Source organism: Bradyrhizobium sp. TM239, from assembly GCF_036247985.1.
Classification (GTDB): Bacteria; Pseudomonadota; Alphaproteobacteria; order Rhizobiales; family Xanthobacteraceae; genus Bradyrhizobium; species Bradyrhizobium ottawaense.
On sequence record NZ_BTIR01000026.1, the window covers coordinates 89,440 to 109,856 of the forward strand.

Consider the following 20,417-nt stretch of genomic DNA (forward strand, 5'->3'; position numbering starts at 1 on the left):
GGTCGCGTCGCCCTGGATCACGCTGCCCGGCAGTGCCACGGCGGCGGCAACGAGCTGGTCGCGGGTCCAGATCGTCCCGTCGTCGAAACGGACCTCATCGACACCAACGGTATCATCGGCATAGGCGCTGCCGATGGTAATGGAATCGTCCGAGTTGACTGATCTCAGGATCAAATCGCCGTACTGCGAGAAGTAGACGGCAATGTCGGAGACCGCGACGGTCGAATCGAAAACGATCGCGTTCGTCGCGCCGGCGTCGCGGACATCATTGATGACATCGTTGCCGAAACCGCTGGAGAAGCGATAAATGTCCGAGCCGGCATCGCCGATCAGGAGATCGCTGCCTGCGCCGCCGTCCAAGATGTCGTCGCCTTCCGCGCCCCACAGGAAATCGTCGCCGGCACCGCCGATCAGCGTATCGTTGCCGCCACCCCCATTGAGGGAATCGTTGTACGCCGTGCCGATCAGCGTATCGTCCGAGATCGCGCCCTGCACGTTGATGCCCGGCGCCGGCACCGCGGCGTTGATGATGTCGGCCAGCGTCCAGGTCGTCCCATCCGCGAAGCGGATGCCGGCAATGCTCTGGTAGGGGTCCGTGCTCAGCGTATAGCGGACTTCGATGACGTCCTCGGTGCCTTTCACGTGCACGAGCAAGTCGTCGGTGAGACCGCCGCCCTCGTACCGGTCATAGGGACGCAGCAGCTCGATGTCATCAGGCGTCAGGCTGGAATCGAATTCGATCCAGTCGAGCCCGGTGTCGCCGGTGTCGATCGTGTCGTGACCGAAGCCCGCCGAGAACCGATAGACGTCGGCTCCAGCGCCACCGGACAGGAGATCATTGCCGGTCCCGCCGCTCAGGACGTCAGCGCCGTCGCCGCCATAGAGGCGGTCGTTACCTGCGCCGCCGAGGAGCGTATCGTCGGTGCCATGGCCTTCTAGCAGGTCGTCCTTCGCAGATCCGCTCAGCGGGATCGGAGTCGGGATATCCGACGGCGAGATGGATCTGTCGTTGCTGGAGAGGCTGACCGCGCGGGCCAACATCTGCTGCCTGTCGAGCACGGTGCCGTCGGCGAAACGGATCTGCTGGATCGTATCGAGATCGGCGATCGTGATCCGGTCGTCGCTGCCGGTGAAGCGCAGCCGGGCCTGACCGAAATCGGAATTGCCGTTGCCGTCGGTCGAAACATAGGCTTCCAGCACGAAATCATCGATCGAGAGCGAGGAATCGAACACGATGACGTTGTTGCTGCCGTTCGAGGTCGATTCCTCGATCGTGTCCTGGCCGAAGCCCGCGGAGAACCGGTAGGTGTCCGCGCCGGCGCCGCCCGTCAGCAAATCGTTGCCGGCGCCGCCGGTCAGGACGTCATTGTAAGCGCTGCCCGTCAACTGATCGTAGCCGCCGCGACCATCCAATATGGCGCCAGTCGCATAGGCTGACGCGTTGAGGAGTTCGGCAGCATCGGTCCCGACGATGCCGTTGCCGAGCACCGCCCCGATCTGGGTCAATCCGCTCCGGTCATTGGCGTCGGCCAACGCGAGCATGTCGGTGTAGTTGAGCGTGCTGCCGTCGGCGAAGCGCAGCTGCTCGATCCGGCTCCAGTCGGTATCGAGGCCTCGCTGGATCGTGATCCGGTCCTCGGTCCCCGCGATGGCAATGATCAGATCCTGGCCGTTGCTGGCGCGCGTCAACGAGAGGTCGGCGGCGGTGATTCCGGCCCCGAACAGAATCGTGTCGTTGCCATAATTCCAGTCGCTGATGACGTCCTGGCCGTCGCCCCGGTTGAACACATAGGTGTCGTTGCCGTTGCCGCCACGCAGCCAGTCGTTGCCGGTGCCGCCGATCAGGATATCGTCGCCGTCGCGACCATCGAGGATCGTATCGTTGCCGGCCCCCCCTGATATCGTATTGGCGAACTGGTCCCCGGCAAACGTGTCGTCGCCGCTGGTCGGCGTCAGCGAGCGGTCGAGCAGCTGCGCGTAGCTGAGGGTGCTGCCGTCGCCGAAGCGCAGCTGTTCGATCCGGTTGAAATCGGCGCTGACGCCGCGCTCGATCGTGATCCTGTCTTCGGTTCCCGCGATGGCGATGATGAGGTCCTGACCGCCATTGCCTTGCGTCACCACCACGTCGGCGGCCGTGATGCCGGCGCCGAGCTGAATGGTGTCATTCCCATAATTCCAATCGCTGATGACGTCCTGACCGTCACCCCGGTTGAAGATATAGGTGTCGTTGCCGCTGCCGCCGCGCAGCCAATCGTTACCGGCCCCGCCAATGAGGGTGTCGTCGCCTTCGCGAGCGTCCAGGATCGTGTCGTTGCCGACCCCACCCGAGAGCGTGTTGGCAAACTGGTCCCCCGCAAACGTGTCGTTGCCGATCGTCGGCGTCAGCGAGCGATCGACCATCTGCGTGTAGCTGAGCGTGCTGCCGTCGGCAAACCGCAGCTGTTCGATCCTGTTGAAATCGGCACTGAGGCCGCGCTCGATCGTGATCCTGTCGTCGGTCCCCACAATGGTGACGATGAGATCCTGGCCGCTGTTGCCTTGCGTCACCACGACGTCGGCGGCCGTGATGCCGGCACCGAACTGGATCGTGTCGGTCCCGTAGTTCCAATCGCTGATGATGTCCTGACCGTCACCCCGGTTGAACACATAGGTGTCGTTGCCGCCGCCGCCGCGCAGCCAGTCATTGCCGGTCCCGCCGGTCAGGATATCGTTGCCGTCACGAGCATCCGCGACCGTGTCGTTGCCCGCGCCGCCCGACAGCGTGTTGGCCGAATTGTCTCCGTTGAGCGTGTCGTCGCCCCAACCGCCTTGAACGGGGACCGCGCCGGTGGCGGTCAATGTCTGGTTGGCAACCACCGTGAAGGCGGCGCCGGCGAAATTGACGCTGGTGAGGCTCGCCGGCGAGACGTTGTCCAGTCGCAACAGCAGCCGCGCGTCGGCAAAACGCTGCGTTCCCTGCTCTGCGAAATAGATCAGCGTGTCGGAGCCGACCGCACGCGCCAGCAGCGTCCCGGACAATCCCTCGCCAATGGCGATGTTGAGACTGTCGCCGGCATCGCCGCTCCTGAAGTTGGTGACGACGTCGACACGATCGCCCCAACGCGAAAGCGGCACAAAAACGTCATATCTGTTCTGTGCGGCTGCACCGGCGAGCTCGCGCGCGAACAGGCCCGAGCCGATCTGCTCGACGGTCCCGACCGTCGACGGGTCGACACCGGCCCCTTGCAGGGTGGTCACCGAGAGGATCTGGACCCGCTGATCGTTGGTCGCCCCGCCCGTGGCCGCGCCGAAGCCGTACCAGACGTCGCCATCGCCGCCGAACAGGCTGCCGACGACATCATAGGTCTTGCGCCCGATCGGCGTTCCGTCGACGCTGTAGCTGAAGGTCTTGCTCGCTGCGTCCCAGCTGATGACGACATCGTGCCAGGCGGCGTCCTCGAGCTGGCTGAAGTCGTGCCGCGGGTCGAAATTGTCGTCGCCGGTCTGGCCGTTGACGACGAACTGGCTGAAGTCGGTCGCCTGCCCCCAGGTATCGAAAATGATGCCGAACGAGCCGGAGACCAGCGTGCCCATCCCGCCGCCGCCAGACCCCGTCAGCTCGCCCGCGCTCTTGTTCTGGACGGCAAAGGACAAGCCGTCGGCACCGCCCTCGTTGGCACCGAAGAACATCTTCGTGGTCCAGACCACGTTCTGCGAGAGGTCGATGCTGCCCCAGACGGCGCCGGCCCTGCTACCGGCCTCCGGCGTCAATTGATAGGTGCCGTTGCCGAGGTCCGTGGCCGAACCGACCGCGGCAAGGCCGGTGACGGGCCGCGAGACGGAATCGTAGCGGGCAAGGCCGATGGTCGAGGATCCCTGTGATCCTCCACCCCCGGGTCCCGAACCCCCGCCGGCGAAGACCGGGTCGGCGAACGGATCGGCCGACGGATTGCTCGGATGCAGCACGTGCTCGGCCGCGTCGGGCGTGAGCGCGCGCGAGAGCAGCGTCGCAGCACTCCATTGCGTGCCGTCGTTGAACCGTACGACGTCGATCGGCGGCGCGCTCGCCGTGGCTTGGCCGACGATCGTCAGCCGGTCGTCGCTGCCGACGAAGCGCAGCACGATGTCGTTGCCGTCCCTGATGACGACGACATCGCTCGGCACGATCCCGCTGTTCAGGCGCAGCGTGTCGCTGGAGCCGGTTGCGTTCGCCGCCTCGCGGATCGTGTCGCGGCCATAGCCGCGGCCGAAGACGTAGGTGGTGTCGCCGATACCACCGGCGAGCACATCGTCCCCCGCGCCGCCATCGAGCGTGATCGCGACGTCGAGCTGCGGACCGAAATCAATCGTGTCGGCGCCTGCACCGGTCGATGCCGCGGCGTGCGAGACGATGTCGGCGAGCTGCCAGACCGTGCCGTCGGCGAATTCGAACAGCTCGACCCCATAGTCGGTCGCGCCGTTCCCCGCGCGGAACATGTCCTTGAGCGTCAGGCGGTCGTCGCTGCCGACGAGGCCGATCACGAGGTCGTTCGGACCGACCGAGAGGAAGCGGATATCGCTCGGCAGGATACCGGCCGCGAAATGGACCTTGTCGACCTTGGACGCATCAGTGATCTCGACATCGGCGATCGTGTCCTGCCCGTCGCCGCGCGCGAAATAATAGAGATCGGCGCCGCTGCCGCCCTCCAGCAGATCGTCGCCCTTGCCGCCGGTGATGACGTCGGCGCCCCTTCCGCCTTCGAGGTGATCGTTGCCGAGACCGCCGGAGATCACCGAGCCGATGTCGGGATTGGCGAGATCGGAGGGAACGATGACGTGGTCGTCACCGTCGGTCGATGCGATCGCGGCGGCAAGCGCCCGGTAGCTGAGGCTGCGGCCGTCGGCAAAGACGATCTTCGCAACCACCGGATCGATGTCGCCGGCCGGATCGACCAGCGTGACGCGGTCGTCGGTGCCGCTGATCGACAGCACGATGTTGCCGTCGGCATCCCGCGTGGTGACGATGTCCTCCAGCGCGATACCAGCGCCGAACACGAGCGTTCCCTTGCCGTCGGCCGAACCGTTGCTCTCGATACGATCCTGCCCGTCGCCGCGTCCGAACCGGTAGACGTCGTCACCGCCGCCGCCGACGATCACGTCGTCGCCCGTCCCGCCGCTGAACGTCTCGCTGCGCGCGGAGCCGACGATGCGGTCGTCCTGCCAGGTCCCGACGTCGGCCGCCATATCGCGGAGCTGGTCGAGCGTGAACGATGTGCCGTCGCTGAAACGGACCGCGTCGACGCCGTTCCACCCCCAGACGTAGCGCAGCACGATCTGGTCGGTCGAATCGGCAAAGGACAGCACCAGCTCGTTGCGCGCCGGGTCGATCTGGGAGACGCGCAGTTCGTCGGGTCGATAGCCGGTGATGGCCAGCGTGTCATTGCCGGAGCTGTCGTCGATCACGTCGCGGCCGTCGCCGCGCGTGAAATTGTAGGTGTCGTCACCTGCCCCGCCGCTCAGGAGGTCGTCTCCCGCGCCGCCGGCAATGACGTCCGCGCGGCCGCTGCCGATGATGATGTCGCTTCCCGCGCTCGCCTGCCCGGCGATGGCCGCCTGCACCAGCGCGGTCCCGTTCCAGGTGACGCCGTTGGCGAATTCGATGTTCGGCAGGCTGCCATTGCCGAGCGCGCCCCTGACGATCAGCTGGCTTCCCGACGAGAAGGAGACGATGAGGTCGGTCGAGTCGGTCGCGACGAGCCTGACCACGGCATCGCTCGAGGCGTACGCTTCGAGCACGATGGTCGCGCTGGTCACGCCGGGGGGCATCTCGACGCTGTCGATACCTTCCGAGGCGCCGATGACGACGCGCGAATCCTGGGCCAGGATCAGGCGGTCATGGCCGGCGCCGGGATGCAGCGTGCTGGCGGCCGGCAACTCGCGCAGGTCGACGAGGTCCTGGCTGGCGTTCGACAGGCCGTCGCGGATGATGCCGCGCACGTCCTCGATCGACAGCGTCGTGCCGTCGGCGAAGACGAAGCTCTCGACCGGCCTTGCGCTATAGCCGGACAGGATGGCGAGCCGGTCGACGCCGTCTCCGATCGAGATCAGCAGATCGCCGTCGATGTTGCTGAAATGGACGAGGTCGGGCGTGATGCCTTCGCCGAACACGACCTTGTCGACGCCGCCGGCGTCGTCAACGCTGTCGCTGCCGTCACCAATGCCGAATTTATAGGTGTCGTTGCCGAAGCCGCCCTCGAGCGCGTCCTGGCCGGCCCCGCCCGACAGCGTGTCGTTGCGGTTGTCGAAGCCGATCAGGTGGTCGTCGCCGGCAGTGCCGGTCAGCATGCGGTCGATGATGGCCTCAATGGACAGAATCCGCCCGTCGGCGAACTCGAACTGCTCGACGCGGCTGGTCGACAGGCCGTTGACGATGGTCAGGACATCGAGGCCGCTGCCGAGATCGATGACGAGATCGTTGCCGTTGCGGCTGACCACGATGTCCTCGAAACGCACGGAGGCGCCGAACACCACGCGATCGACGATGCCCGCCGTGTCCGGCCGCTCGATGATGCGATCGAAACCGTAACCGGCGGAGAACGCATAGGCGTCGGCGCGGTTGCCGCCGTAGAGCGTGTCGTCGCCCTGCCGCCCGTCCAGCACGTTCTCCTGCTCGAGCAGGCCCGTGATGATGTTGTCGCCCCGGTTGCCCCCGGCGATCTGGAGCAATTGCTCGACGTCCGAGATCTTGATGGTCGAGCCGTCGAAGAAGCGGAACAGCTCGACGCCGTCCTCGGCGTCGCGGAACTGGTTCCGGATGCGCAGCGTGTCGGTGCGGCCCGTGATCGAGATCAGGAGGTCGTCGCCGTCCTTGGTGAAGACGACGTTGTCGCGGGTGATGCCGCCGCCGAACTGGACGACGTCGTCCACCGGCACGTGCACGCCGCGCCGGTCCGACCAGCTCGCGCGCACGCGGCGGTCGACGATGACGTCCTGGCCGTAGCCGGCGTCGAACTTGTAGGTGTCGCCGCCGTCGCCGCCGACCAGCGTGTCGTTGCCGCCGCGTCCGTCGAGCGTTTCGGCGAAATTCGAGCCGGTGATGGTCTCGTCGCCGTTGGTGCCGACAAGATCGATGTCCTCCGGATTGACGTCGAGGAACGACACCGTGCGGTCGGTGAAGACCAGGCTCTCGACCGCGTAGGTCTGGCCGTCGTCGCGGACATACTGGTTCTCCAGCACGAAGCGCTGGCCGGTGGCGCGGACGGTGATGATCAGGTCGAGCGCGGTGCGGGAGAAGTCGACGTCGGTCGAGGCGATGCCGGAGAGCACGAGCTGATCGTTGCCCGAGCTGTCGAGGATGGTGTCGTTACCCTCCCCGAGCGCGACGTAATAGACGTCGTTGCCGCCGAAGCCGACGAGACGGTCGTCGCCGGCGCCGCCGTCGATCGAGTCGGACAGTTCGTCATAGCCGTAGATGGTGTCGTTGCCGGCGGTCTTGGCGATGTCGATGTAGTGCTGGGCCAGCTTGAAGCCGGTCCAGACCGTGCCGTCGCCGAACTTGATGTCCTCGATGACGTTGATGAAGCCGAGGATCGGAACGGTGGCGAGGAAGTCCTGCAGCACGATTTCGTCGGTCGTGCCCTTGATGCGCATGCGCAGCGTGTCGCTCGCGCCGTCGCGCAGGAAGTCGAGGTCGGTCCAGCGGATCTCGTCGACGAATTGCAGCTTGTCGTGCTGCGGCGGATCGAACAGGCCGGGAATGGCGTTGTCGAGGACGACGTCGCGGCCGTAGCCGCGGCCGAAGATGTAGGTGTCGTCGCCCTCCTTGCCGGACAGGAAGTCGTTGCCGGCGCCGCCGTCGAGCGTGTTGGCATTGATCATGCCGTAGATCGCATCGTCGTTCGCGGTCTTGGCGTTCTCCAGCACCTTCTGCACAATCTGCGTGAAATCGAGGCTGGAGCCGTCGTCGAAGACGAAACGCTCGATCAGGTTCGGCGCGACATAGTCGAGCCCGTCGCTGCTGCCGAGCGCGTCGGAGAACAGGCCGAGGCCGGTCCTGATGCCGGCGAACTGGCCCTTGATGACCAGCGTGTCGCCGGTCGGATTGCCGTTATCGTCGAGGAAGACGATCTGCAGATCGGGGCTTTCGCCGTCGCGGATCAGCTTCAAATTCTCGAGCTTGATGCCGCCCTTGAAGCTGAGCACGTCGACGCCGGCCTTGACCGGCCCGAAGGAGAAATTGCCGAGGTCGTCGATGACGTCCTGCCCGTCGCCGGCCTGGAAGACGTAGATGTCCCCGCCGGCGCCGCCGCTCATGTAGTCGTTGCCCTTGCCGCCCCAGAGGATGTCGGCCGAGCCCGAGCCCATCAGGCTGTCGTTGAACTGGCCCGCGGCACGCTCCCGGTCGAGCACCTCCATCGACATGCGGAAGCGGTCCCAGGCCACGCCGTCGGCGAACACGATGGCGCTGACGCCGGAATCGGCCCGCTTGCCGTTGCTCAGCAGCGCGTTGTTCTCGCCGAGGAACTGGTCGGTCAGGCGGATGGTGTTGGTGCGGCCGCGGATCTGCAGGATCAAATCTTCGCCGTCGCGGATCGCCTTGACGTCGGTCGACAGCACGTCGGTGAGACGCAGCTCGTCGCTGTCGCCAAAATCCTTGTCGTCGATGACATCGTCGCCGGAATTGCGCCCGACGAAATAGTAGTCGGCGCCTTTGCCGCCGCGCAGGGTCTGGTTCCCCGCGGTCATGTAGAAATAGTCGGTGGAATCGGTGCCGTTGACGATGGTGTCGCCGGCCGTGTGGGTGATGATGCGCTCGTCGCTGATCCCGAGCGCGTGCGCGACGCCGCGGATGTCGAGATCGACACCGACGGTCTCGAACGCCGGTAGCATCATCTGCATGATGAAGGCCTGGTTGACCGCGAGCGTAGAGCCGCCGAGATTGCCTTCGCCGGAGGGATGATAGTCCGGATAGACCTGCGCCAGGATGCCGTTCCACTGCGCGAGGTAGTCGAACACGGCATCATCCGTGTTGGCCGCCGGCGCGCCGGCGAAGATCGCCTCGAACATCGGGACGAGCTCGCGGTTGGTGGTCGGCTTGTAGCTGTCGGAGGCGAGATCGTAGGTGAGCCCCCGGAAGAAGTCCTTCAGGCCGCCCTGCATCGCGATGCGGACCGCATAGCGGCGCGAGGTCGCGATGTACTCGGTCATGACCGGCTGCAGCATGTCGATCATGGTCGCGATGCCGGAGACGTAATGCGCCGGATCGGTCGACAGATTGGCGCTGCCGCCGGGGCCGACCGCATAGGCGATGTGCCCGGTCGCATTGTCGAGCTGCGCCGTCAGCATTTCCGGGCGGAAGTCGATGCCACTGAGCGAGGTCGCGAAGTGGAATTGCGCCGGCGTCAGCATCTCGACGCGGTAGGTGGAATCGTCGGTCGAATTCACCTCGTCGAGCGTGGCGAAGTCGATCGCGTAGTTGCGCAGGTTGAATTCCCGGGAATCGCCGGTCTTCCACTCCAGCTGCAGCGCACGGTCGAGATTGCGCGCCCAGACATAGAAGGTGCCGTCCTGGTCGGTCACCTTGACGGTGTAGTCGACGGCGATGCCGTCGGTGAAGCGCACGCCGATCTTGTCGACGGGAAGGTTGGCGTAGGGGTTGAAGCCGAGTTGCTCGGTCCGCCACTCGGTGCCGGTGGGATGGGCGAGCGCGAGGATGGCGTCCTTGCTGGCGTAGCTGGTGGCGGCATCGGAAGCGAGCTTCCAGCTGCCGTCGGCCTGCTTGATGCCGTAGTCGAGGATGACGGCGCGCCCGTTGACGACGCTCATCAGATAGGGCGCGGCATCGCGATCCGTCAGCGCAGCGTCGCGGTCGGACGGCGACCAGGTCTGCTCCACGCGCCAGGTCGCGCCGGACGCGGCCGCCTGCGCCAGCACGTCCTGCATGGTGGCGCGCGCGACCGGCTGGCCCTGCGCGTTCAGCACCGGCGCGCCGGAGGCGAGCGTCCAGTAGCCGCCCTGGGCGTCCTCGACATAGACGCCGCGGTCGAGCAGCACGGCCTTGCCGGCGGCATCCGTGCCGACCAGCACCGGCGTCAGCTCGCGCGTCTGCTCCAGCGCCTCGCCCCAGGCGCCAAGCACGTCGCCGACCTGCGCCACCAGCGTGCGCAGCTTTGGAATCGTCATCGCCGCCGCCGTCGAGGTCACGAGCTCGCCGAACGCGATGTCGTTGGCGGCGGCGACCGCGAGGTTGGTCACCCGCCCAAAGCCCTTGACGTCGAGCGTCGAGCCCGACTGCCAGGCCGCATGGCCGGCCTCGCCGGCATATTTGGTGTCGGTGTCGTTCGAGGCCAGGATGGCGTCGTACATGTGCCTGACGGCACCGCTCTGGAAGGTGATGTCGCCGACGCCGGTCAGGTGCGCGCCGTCGGGCGTGGTGATGTCGATCGCGGTGGCGCCGAGATCGATGCTGATGATGCCGAGCTGATCGAGCGTCTTCAGCTCGCCGGCGTCGGTGATGCCGTCGCCATCGAGGTCCTGCCATACCCTGAGTTCGGACCACAACACATCAGCGGCCGTGATCTTGCCGTCGCCGTTAGAATCCAGAGTGGCGAGCTGCGCAAAGCCGGACTGCCCGACCCCGCCGAACATCTCCGAGACGTCGTCGATCCCGCCATTGCCGTTGAGGTCGCGGACCAGGAAGCCGTCGTTCCCGCTGAGCCAGCCGGTGCGCTCGGCGAACAGGTCGTGGTCAACGTCGAAATAGACCTGGCTGACTCCGAGGTCGGTTGTCTCGATACCGTTGCCATTGAGATCGATCACCAGCGGATCGGCACCGTCCGCCCATTTCATGCCCTTCGCGAACCGCGCCGCGGCGGCGCCAAGGGTCACGGCCTGATCGATCAGGGTATTGCCGCCATATTGAGCGGCAATGGCAATGCCGTACACCCCGAGCAGCGGCTCGAGCAGCGTCATCAGATCGGCGATCGGATTGGGCGCCTTAAACACCATGCCGAAAGTGCCCTGGCCGGTGAGCTCTGCCTGCTGGAATCCGATGTAACTGCCGACGAGATCGAAGTTCTCGATCTTCATCCAGCCCTTCAGGATGCCTTGCGCATCCAGCGCCTGCTGCGCCTTGTAGGCGTCGCTCGCGGTGCCGCCGAACACCGCCGTGAACAACTGATCGAACTGGTTGGTGACGTACATGTCCAACCCGCCGCGGGCATTGGGTCGGAACGCATAGGTCATCCACGGCAGCAAATGATCGAAATAGATCGACTTCGCCGGATCGTATTTGCCGCCGTTTGCAGCAGCCGTTGTCAGAAAGTTGGTGTAGCCGACGACGGCACCGACGCCGCCGAATGCCGCGAGACCCGCAATGCCGCCTTCGGCATTGCCACCGGTTAGGGTCAGACCATAGAACTTGAGCACGTCATGGTGCTGCGCGTCCTTGACGATGGTGTTCGCCGAGTACCAGATGTTGTCGGCGTTGGCGGCGGTGTCCTCGACCTTGGACGGTGTCGTCTTGGGCGTTCCGTCCGGATTGAGGATGGGATTGCCCTGAGCATCGAGAACGGGCTTTTCGTAAGTCCCGCCGACGGTGTCGCCCCAGATGATGCCGCCGTTTGAGGTGTTGTAGATCCAGTCGCGGCCAAGACCGCCGGCAGTCGTCGCCTTCTGTCCACCTGCAGCGATAACCCAATCCTTTCCTTCCCCACCGTCAAGGACAAGGGTCAATTCGCTTTGCGCAACCTTCCGCGTGTCCGGCTGGCCATCTGCCAGAGGGGATCCAATCTTCTCTCCGGCATTGAGAACCTTCGGGAATACGCCGACAAGGACATCGTCGCCTTTTCCTCCGGATGCGAACCCGAAGCCGGAGTGAAAGAGCCAGTCATTGGGATCGCCGCCGAGCAGAACAGCGTCGTCATATCCCCATAGCGCGGCGTTCTTCTCGTTGTATGTGTAGCCCGCACCGCCAGTACCGACGATCTGAAAGGTATCCATGGCGATCTTAGTGATGCCGGCCAGAAGCTCCTGGGCTTGGGTCGCCGATGGCAGAGAACTCACCGCCTGCTTCAAATAGGAGGCCGCGGTCCCCTCGAAGGTCTTCATATAGCCGAGGACCGTCGAGGCGGATTTATAGAGGATCGAATTCGGCTGGTCGGCGTACGCCTCGACGAGATTGGTCGCGACGGCCCGCACGCCCAGATAAAGGCCAGCGCCTGTGAACGCGACGACGCCAACGGTGCCCCAAACCGGTGCGGTCGAGATCGCCAGGCTCGACAGCGCGCCAATGACGGGAATCGCAACCGCCGTGATAAGAGCCGTCTTCGCCGCCCAGGCAAAGAACGGAGCCGTGAACCCGCCAGCTTTCTTGTACTCGGCAATGCCGTCAAAAACCGCGAGCAGCGCACCGGCAGCAACTCCCGTCAGCCTCATCGCGTAGCTTGCGGGGTTGCCGTCGTAGTGGATCAGCCCGACGACATCGTTCCATGCCGCCTTGTAATATCCCAGAACCGACTTGCCCACCCTGACAAGTTCTTCGGGAAGCCCATCGAAATAAGTCGAAAAGACGTCGAAGAACGCGTTCTGCCAACGCGCGAGATTTTTGGTGACCGTTTCGGCCGCAGCCTGCGCGCCTTCAGCTGCCGTGGAAGCGATCTCGAGCGCCTTGCTCCAGGTTTGCGCGACGGTCGTGGTTGCGAAGTCGATGGCTGCGGTCGATTTTTCTGCCGCGCCGAGGATCGCATCGGCAAGGAGCTGGACCGATTTTTCGAATACCGGATTCGCCTTGTTATAGAACGCCGTGAGGTCGGTTCCAAGCTTGTCGAACGCAGTCGTTGCGAGCGACCGCATCGTCTTCCAGAAGCCCTGTTCTCCTGCTGCAAATTCCTTCAGTACCTTGCCCAGCGAAATCAAATTCGAGTCGATCGACGCAAGATTTACGCTGCCGCCGGCGAGCTTGTCGTAGAACAGCGGCTCCGCCACGAAGCCGCCAAGAATCTTTCGGCCCGTTATCGGATCAAGAATGTCGGAGGTGTAGAGACGCGGCTCGAACTGCCGGACCGAATTGTAATAGGAATCGGCGACCGAACTGAAGTTCGCCAACCTCTTGGCGACTCCCTCCGGGGCTCCCGCCGAGGCATCGAGAATTTGCTTCTTCGTCACACCGTCAAACGTTGCGTTGTCTGCAGACGCCTCAAGGGCAGCAGGCAGCTCGATATCCCGCGCAATGGACGGCACCGACATGTCGGTCCGTTCCGGCAGGAACATCACGTTCTTCTGAACCGGAAGGGTACTAGCGTACTTTGCCGACAATTGTTGATTGTAGGTCAGAGAGTCGAATGGACCGTCAATGACATTTTGGAGATTAGAACGAAAGAGAAACTGACCGAGCTTTGTGCGATCAAGCGAAACAGCGCCCGATCCAGCGCGTTCCACAAAGTCATTCGCAATTACGCTATTGAACACTCCATTGGTTCGTCCGTCGTAGAAGACTTTAAGTGTTGGTCGCGTCAGGCTTCCATCTGCATTCAGGCGATAGAGATTCTTCTCGTCAGTTAGAGCGCTCTTGAAAAAATCTTCAAAAGTAGCGAGCGAGACCTTGGTTCCGTTAAAGGAAGGAACACCGTTCGCGTCGAAGGTAACGCCTAGACCATACTTATCCGAAAAGGCTTGCAAAAGGGGATTGGGATAACCACGAATGTCAGTCATGGCGCCCCCCTTTTCCGGCAAGCAAAGTCACGCGGAATTTTTCGTCGAGGTCGTACGGCACAAATTGAATCTTGTCAGGATAGAACCCGACGGGATCACTCGTCTCATCTGAGTTGCTGTATTTGTATGAAGACCAGTAGTCGAGGAACAGCCTGCAAAACTCGTCCCTCAGAATCCGGATGGTGCTGTCGCTCGTGTCGGAGGGCACCTCGAAAATACGTACTACAAACGAGTTTCCGTGCTCGCCGGCGTATTTCTCGACGTACTCTCTCACCTCCGTTGGGTCCAAGGACCAAAGGCTGGCTCCGCCTTTGGCAAACTCATCCGCAGCTGCAAAGCTCGTTGTAATTGCAACCGTCGCATGCACTTCAAAATCGCCGGTCGGCGTCTTGAACCTGAACAGGTAGTCAAGGCCCCCCGTCTCTCGATCCATGTTGACTTTCAAAAACGTGATTGACGCCGTGCCGTCGTCGGTCTGGAAACTGTTGATGCGAGGAAAGGCGAGCCGCATTACGTTTCTCCGAAGGAGCGATCGTGGGCACAACCGCTTGCCACTTCTTGTTCTAGAATATTTCGTTGCTTGTTCCATCGCACCGGGGCTCCGGCCGAGGTTCATTCGCCTTTGGCCTTATCAGTCTCCCCCACCGGCCGTACCTTCATCTTTTCCAGCACGCCGGGATCGACCAGCTGGCTCACGATCGGATGGATCCGCACCGGCTTGTCCTTCACCACCTGCTTGAAATTGGCGAGCACGGCGGTGGCGACCTTCTGCGAGGGGGCGATGACGTCGAGCAGCCAGGTGGTCTCGCCGCTGTTCCAGTCCTCGGCCTTGAGGCGGACCGGGAATACGCGCGCCTGGATCTGCTCGCGGATCTTGGCGTCGACCTCGTCGGAGACGCTGGCCCAGATCGCGATGCCGGCAGTCTCCTCCACCTTGCCCTCGCCACCGGCCTTGGCGATGGCGATGCGGTCGCGGGTCATCGGCTCAACGACGAGGTGCATGACGTCGGCCAGGGTCTGGTTGCGGTAGCGCGGCAGGTTGAGCATGGCGAGGACGACCTCGCCGACGCCGGCCTGGATCCGCATCTTGAACGCGGCGATCTGCGCCAGCACTTGCGGATCGAGCGCGCGCTCTTTCTCTTCAGTCGGCCCGGCCGCAGCCCCGCCCTTGATCCCGTTCAATGCCGGCTTGCCGGCGGCCGCCGTCTCGTTCGCGCTCTTTGCCATAGGTCTCGCTCCCAAATTTCGATCCGCCCAATGGGCGTATTGCGATCATGAGGAAGTGAGCCTGCCGTGGCGGCCCGCAGCCCTGTCCGGGCCGCGTGTCTGCCGACGCAAAAAGACCGGTCACCTGCACACCACCCGCTCCGGCTGCACCAACGATCGGCACGGAAATCGGATGTATAATTCTGTCGCAGATCATCGGAAGCAGCCCCACTGCCCTCCTTCGGCGTTCATAGAACGTTAACCCGCATACAACTTCAAGACGAAATCGCGATATGCCCAAAAAATGTTACATTCAGCGTCCAACAGGTCTCAAGACCTGATAACTCCGCGCAATCCGAACAACACCAACGGATTTCAAGGGGCACACATTATAGGTGATAAGTTTTGGACCAGGGCTCTCGGCTGGATTACGCAAAACCTAGGCGCGGACTTCAATCAGAATAGCAGCCTCAACGGCGTTCTTTTGCCGGAGGGCAATCGTGGTGGCGCAGTACTCGGCACGGCAGAGCACTTCGGAAATCATGTCGATGCTTTCGATGGACTGTTCTACGATCAGAACGCGCCACAATCCAACAAGTATTTGAATGTTCTGGAGCGCCGCCTAAACAACGAGCTCCTCGGAGTCAACGATCCAGAACGAATTGCAAGAATTGCGGGTGACAGTGCACACAACTCCCGTTGAGCATGAGCATGGCGGCCTTGTATCCGTCGCTGAATATGCGCGGTGATCGAATGGCTCGACCGGCTCATCAACGGCGGGCCGCCGAGCCTTGTCGTACGACGAAACGGTGACGCCACAGCTTCGTTTGCGGCCGTCGCTCGCTTGCTACGGGCCTCGCCACTTTGCGCTGAGCGACCCCGGGCGAACTCTTGAAAGCCTCCGAGTTCCCTTCTCCACACTTGTCAATAGATACCAATCGCAACGGACAGACAGTTGGCTCACGATCGGGTGGATCCGCACCGGCTTGTCCTTCACCACCTGCTTGAAATTCGCGAGCACGGCGGTGGCGACTTTCTGCGAGGGAGCGATGACGTCGAGCAGCCAGGTGGTCTCGCCGCTGGCCCAGTCCTCGGCCTTGAGGCGCACCGGAAACACGCGAGCCTGGATAAGCTCGCGGATCTTGGCGTCGACCTCGTCGGAGACACTGCCCAGATCGCGATGCCGGCGGTCTCCTCGACCTTGCCCTCGACGTCTCATCCTTGACACTCCCATTCGGTTTTGCCGTTGGAACCGGCCAACCGAATCTCGGTGTAATAGGTCGAGATGCGATAGCTGCTGTGGCCTTGCGAAACCAAGTCTCGCCAGACCTCAACGAATATCTGCTTGTTAAAGTTAGCGTTGATACTGGTTGCCCTGTAATTCTTCTCCCACAGCGATGTGGAAAGGCGGTCGAGCTCCAGCGCGCCAATATCCGGATGTGCCTTCTTGATCTTGTCCTCGCCGTAGTCGTAGGAAGCGACAAACGGCACTTCGATCCCGTCGACAATCAACTTGAAGTGGGTCGAGCGCTCCATAGGAGGCTCGTCGCGCACCCACTGAACCGCCAGACCACTTTCCAAATGCGTCGCACGTCGTAGGTCCCGATCAAATCTGATCATCATGCAGTCCCCTCACCGCTCCCTCCCGGCCTCATCGAGTGATTGCGTGATCGGCGACAGCAGATATTGGATGATGCGCCGCTCGCCGGTCTTGATCTCGGCCTGCACGGACAGGCCGGGGCCGAGCGTCTGCTGGCGGTCGCGGATGCGGATGCTGGTCTGCAGCAGGCGGATGCGCGCTGCGTAGACGAGGCCGGGCTGGACCGGCCGGCCCTTGTCGTCGCGCTGCGGCTGGCCGTTCGATTGCGACAGGTCGATCGCATCGCGGCTGATGCTCTCGACGATACCCGGCACCAGGCCGTAATCGGTGAAGGGAAACGCCTCCAGCTTGACCCGGACCGGCTGGCCCTCGCGGACGAAGCCGATGTCCTTGTTGAGGACCTGGGCTTCGACCTCGATCTCGGCGCCGTCGGGCACCACCGTCATCAAGGGCTGGGCCGGCTGCACCACGCCACCGATCGTCGCGACCACGAGCTGCTGCACCGTCCCGGCGACGGGCGCACGCAACGCCAGCAACTCACGCCGCCGCGTGGTCTTGCGCAGATCCTCGGCGGCGAGCTGCGCCTTGTCGCGGGCCTGGACCATCTCGGTGACGGCGGTCTTGCCGAACGTCTCGCGCAGCTTGCGGATCTCGGCTTCGAGCGCCGTCATCGCGGCGCGCGCCCGCGTCACATTGGCGAGTTGCACGTCGACGTTCTGGACGTGCTCGATGCGTTGCTGCTCGTATTCGAGCAGCCGCAGCCGCGCGAAATTGCCCTGCTCGGTGAGCTGCCGGCGCGCCTCGAGCGATTGATCGACGAGCGGGAGCGTGAGGCGCAGCTTGTTGATCTCGACCTCGGCGGAGGTCAGCTCGGCCGCGCGCTGCGCGATCTGCTGCTGGAGGCTGGCGACCTGCGCCTCGTATTCGGCGATGCTGGCGCGGACATATTGCTCCTCCACCGCGACCATCGCCGCCGGCGCCTCGTCCGGCGCGACGAAGCCGGTCGGCCGGCCATCGAGATAAGCGAGCAGGGCCGCGTTGCGGGCCTGGATCAGCCTCGAAGCCTGCAGGTTCTGGCGCGCCTGCGCCTCGTCGGCGGTCGCGAGCGTCGGGTCGAGCTCGACCAGAAGCTGCCCCTCCTCGACGTGCTGGCCGTTGGAGACGTGGATGGCGCGCACCGAGCCGATCTCCATCGGCTGGATGGTCTTGACCTTGCTCGACGGAATGATCTTCCCGCTCGCCACCGCCACGACGTCGACCGTGCCGATGACGGACCAGACCAGCGCGGCCGTGAAGAAGCCGCAGGTCATCAGCAGCAGCATGCGCAGCCCCGGGCTCGGCGGCTTCTCCATGATCTCGAGGGCGGCCGGCAGGAACTCGTGATCGGACAGCGGCCGCCGGTTGCGGTCGGCCTCGTTCTGCATGCTCCAGCTCGCCCGCAGCACGGCCCAGTGCCTGGCGACCGTCGGAAAGCGCGCGGCGACCCATGCCGTCACGTGCTGCGCCCCATCTGCTTTGTGTAGAGCTGGGCATAGCGGCCGCCCGAGCGCAGCAGCGTCTGGTGGTCGCCGGTTTCGGTGATCTCGCCGGCCTCGACGGTGACGATCCGGTCGCACTGCCGCACCGCGGAGAGGCGGTGCGCGATGATGATGACGGTGCGGCCGCGGGCGATGCCGGCGAGATTGTGCTGGATAATCTCCTCGCTCTCGGCATCCAGCGCGCTGGTCGCCTCGTCGAGGATCAGGATGCGCGGATTTCCGATCAGCGCCCTTGCGATCGCGAGCCGCTGGCGCTGCCCGCCCGAGAGATTGCCGCCCCGCTCGTCGATCACCGTGTCGTAGCCGTGCGAGAGCCCGAGGACGAACTCGTGAGCGCCGGCGAGCTGAGCGGCGGCGATGACCCGCTCCATCGGCATCGTGGTATCGGCCAGCGCAATGTTCTCGCGTACCGAGCGGTTGAACAGGATGTTCTCCTGCAGCACGACGCCGATCTGCCGGCGCAGCCATGCGGGGTCGACCAGCGCGAGATCGACGCCGTCGACCAGCACCCTGCCCTGCTCCGGAACGTAAAGGCGCTGCACCAGCTTGGTCAGCGTCGACTTGCCCGAGCCGGAGGGGCCGACGATGCCGATCATCTCGCCCGGCTCGATCGCGAGCGTGACGCCCCGCAAAGCCTCCGGCGCATCGGGACGATAGCGGAAACGAACCCGGTCGAAGTTCACCGCGCCCTTGATCGGCGGAAGGCTCGCCCGGTTGGGATTGTGATCGGGCTCGGCCGGCGCGTTCAAGACGTCGCCGAGCCGGTCGACCGAGATGCGCACCTGCTGAAAATCCTGCCAGAGCTGGGACAGGCGCAGGATCGGTTGCGCGACGCGCCCGGAGAGCATGTTGAAGGCAACCAGCGATCCGACCGAGAGGTCGCCGGCGATGACCGCCTTGGCGCCGAAGAACAGGATCGCAACCGTGGTCAGCTTGGACACCAGCTGGATCAGATGGCTGCCCCAGTTGGCGAGCGTTGCGACCTGAAATCCGGTGCTGGTGTAGCCCGCGAACTGCTTCTCCCATTTCGCCCGCATCTGCGGCTCGACCGCCATCGCCTTCAGCGTGCCGATGCCCGTGACGCTTTCGACGAGGAAGGACTGGTTCTCCGCGCCGCGCTTGAACTTCTCGTCGAGACGGGCGCGCAGCGCCGGCGTCACGATTACCGAGATCGCGACATAGAGAGGAATCGACAGCGTGACGATCAGGGTCAAGAGCGGACTATAGGCGTACATGACGCCGAAGAAGACGATGGTGAAGAAGAGATCGATCACGACGGTGACGGCGTTCGAGGTCAGGAATTCCCTGATACGATCGAGCTCGCGCACGCGGGCAACGCTGTCGCCGACGCGGCGTGCCTCGAAATACGACAGCGGCAGGTTGAGCAGGTGCCGGAACAGCTGCGCCGAAAGCTCGCTGTCGACGCGATTGGTGGTGTGAGCAAACAGCCAGTTGCGCAGCGCCGACAATCCGGTCTCGAAGATCAGCACCGCCGAGAGCCCCACCGCCAGCACGTCGAGCGTCGTCAGCGATTGATGGACGAGCACCTTGTCGATGACGAGCTGGAAGAAGATGGGCGAAATCAGTCCCATCAGCTGCAGGAAGAAGGACCCGATCAGCACGTCGCGCAGCGGCCCGCGATATTTCACCAGCGCAGGAATGAACCAGCTGATGTCGAAGGGCCGCGTCGCCCCCGCCATCAGCTCACGCGTCGTCATGAGGAGCAGCCGCCCGGCGTACCGACCGCAGAAATCGTCCGCCGACAACACTTCGGGACGTCCGCCATCGCCGCGCTGGATCAGGAAGCGCGATCCGGCCGGCTGCTGGTCGACCTTAAGCAGAACGACGGCCTCGCCGCCCTCCAGTTCGGCCAGCGCAGGCAAAGGAACCTTGTGAAGCTCCTCGGGTGCCGCAGGCTTCACCTTGGCGACGATCTTCAGCCGCTTGGCGATCCGGGCGAGGTCTTCAAGCTGATATCGCACGCCCGGCGAGCCATGGTCATGAGCGATCTGGCCAGCGTCGGCCGGGACACCAAGGAATTTAGCTACCAGAATGAAGGAAAGCAGCGACGCCGGAAGATCAGGCTCATTGCCGCCCATTATGTCGGCGGCCTCGTTAGGCGCTTTCGCAACTGCGATGGTCATGACCCAGACTTCACACCCAGCCAGAACAGTCGGGATCCCAACCTGGAACCATTATGCAGAGCTTGCTTGGTCCCTCGGCTATTCATCGACATGCGCAGCAGATCGAGACAACAACTTAACCACGGATGATACAATTACATACATCTAACGTTGTTCAATGGGCAAGCCAAGCCCTCGTTCGTGGCTCCCGACGAAGGTCGAGGTAACCATATGATCGATCCCAGCGGCATGGTGGAGGCGCAGCCGAGCGAACGCGGCCGG

8 protein-coding genes (1 of these 8 running past the window's edge) are annotated in these 20,417 nt (G+C 63.8%); 1 reads left to right on the forward strand and 7 read right to left on the reverse strand.

Features of this window, described 5'->3' with window-relative positions; genetic code table 11:
- The 3 genes from AABA84_RS32665 to AABA84_RS32675 form a co-directional block, all read right to left on the reverse strand.
- Positions 1–13,062: the beginning of a tandem-95 repeat protein gene (locus AABA84_RS32665; RefSeq protein ID WP_338314185.1), read on the reverse strand. It extends 19,305 nt beyond the left edge of the window; the window shows 13,062 of its 32,367 coding nt (coding positions 1–13,062); it begins with the start codon at positions 13,060–13,062; the stop codon falls past the left edge of the window.
- Positions 13,063–13,660: 598 nt separating this feature from the next.
- Positions 13,661–14,179, reverse strand: coding sequence for a hypothetical protein (locus AABA84_RS32670; RefSeq protein WP_212246851.1), 519 nt, complete (start codon positions 14,177–14,179; stop codon positions 13,661–13,663).
- Between the two features lie 101 nt (positions 14,180–14,280).
- Positions 14,281–14,895, reverse strand: coding sequence for a toxin-activating lysine-acyltransferase (locus tag AABA84_RS32675; protein ID WP_338314186.1), 615 nt, complete (start codon positions 14,893–14,895; stop codon positions 14,281–14,283).
- Between the two features lie 283 nt (positions 14,896–15,178).
- Between AABA84_RS32675 and AABA84_RS32680 the strand changes: the two genes are divergently transcribed.
- Positions 15,179–15,577, forward strand: coding sequence for an AHH domain-containing protein (locus tag AABA84_RS32680; RefSeq protein ID WP_338314187.1), 399 nt, complete (start codon positions 15,179–15,181; stop codon positions 15,575–15,577).
- Between the two features lie 144 nt (positions 15,578–15,721).
- On the opposite strand, the gene AABA84_RS32685 is transcribed toward AABA84_RS32680, so the two are convergent.
- Genes AABA84_RS32685 through AABA84_RS32700 form a run of 4 tightly spaced genes read right to left on the reverse strand, consistent with a single transcriptional unit; the run spans position 15,722 to position 20,111 of the window.
- Positions 15,722–16,093, reverse strand: a complete 372-nt coding sequence (locus AABA84_RS32685) for a toxin-activating lysine-acyltransferase (protein ID WP_338314188.1) — start codon at positions 16,091–16,093, stop codon at positions 15,722–15,724.
- Entirely contained in the window at positions 16,090–16,497 is a 408-nt protein-coding gene (locus AABA84_RS32690; protein WP_212246857.1) for a hypothetical protein, read from the reverse strand. The genes AABA84_RS32685 and AABA84_RS32690 overlap by 4 nt, the downstream gene beginning before the upstream one ends.
- A gap of 9 nt (positions 16,498–16,506) precedes the next feature.
- Complete coding sequence (locus tag AABA84_RS32695; protein WP_338309354.1) at positions 16,507–17,970, reverse strand: HlyD family type I secretion periplasmic adaptor subunit; 1,464 nt, start codon at positions 17,968–17,970, stop codon at positions 16,507–16,509.
- Positions 17,967–20,111: a type I secretion system permease/ATPase gene (locus AABA84_RS32700; RefSeq protein WP_212246908.1), complete on the reverse strand. Its 2,145-nt coding sequence runs from the start codon at positions 20,109–20,111 to the stop codon at positions 17,967–17,969. Before AABA84_RS32700 ends, AABA84_RS32695 begins: the two co-directional genes overlap by 4 nt.
- Positions 20,112–20,417 lie beyond the last annotated feature (306 nt).